The sequence below is a fragment of the Streptomyces sp. SID13726 genome (genome assembly GCF_010548375.1).
Lineage (GTDB): Bacteria > Actinomycetota > Actinomycetes > Streptomycetales > Streptomycetaceae > Streptomyces.
In genome coordinates this window covers 1-414 of sequence record NZ_JAAGLY010000610.1, presented here as the reverse complement: position 1 = coordinate 414, position 414 = coordinate 1, and the positions used below count along the sequence as shown (strand labels likewise).

Sequence of the window (414 nt, the reverse complement as noted above, 5' to 3'; positions counted from 1 at the left end):
GTCGGCGCGCGAGCGCAGGGCCCCCTGGTCGAGCAGGAACGGGACCAGCAGGGCGTCCCGGCCGCCGAGCGCCTCGTCGAACAGGGCCAGGCCCTCCGCGACGGTGAGCGCCGGCATGCCGATCCGGCCCATCCGCTCCCGGTACACCTCGCCGGGTTCGCCGTCGGCCTCCCAGGGCCCGTAGGCCAGGGAGAGGCCGGGCAGGCCCTGCTCCCGGCGGTGTGCGGCCAGGGCGTCCAGGTAGCTGTTGGCCGCGGCGAAGTTCGCCTGGCCCATGCCGTAGGTGATGCCGGCGGAGGAGGAGAGCAGGACGAACGCCGTCAGGTCGAGGTCCCGGGTCAGCTCGTGCAGCTGCCAGGCGGACTCGGCCTTCGCGGTGAGTACGGTCTCCAGCTGCTTCTGCGTCAGGGCGTC

At 73.9% G+C, this 414-nt stretch carries 1 protein-coding gene; it reads right to left on the bottom strand.

Annotation, left to right across the window (positions count from 1 at the left end; genetic code table 11):
* A partial coding sequence (locus G3I78_RS49375) for a KR domain-containing protein (protein ID WP_164437205.1) occupies positions 1-414 on the bottom strand: 414 nt, incomplete at both ends.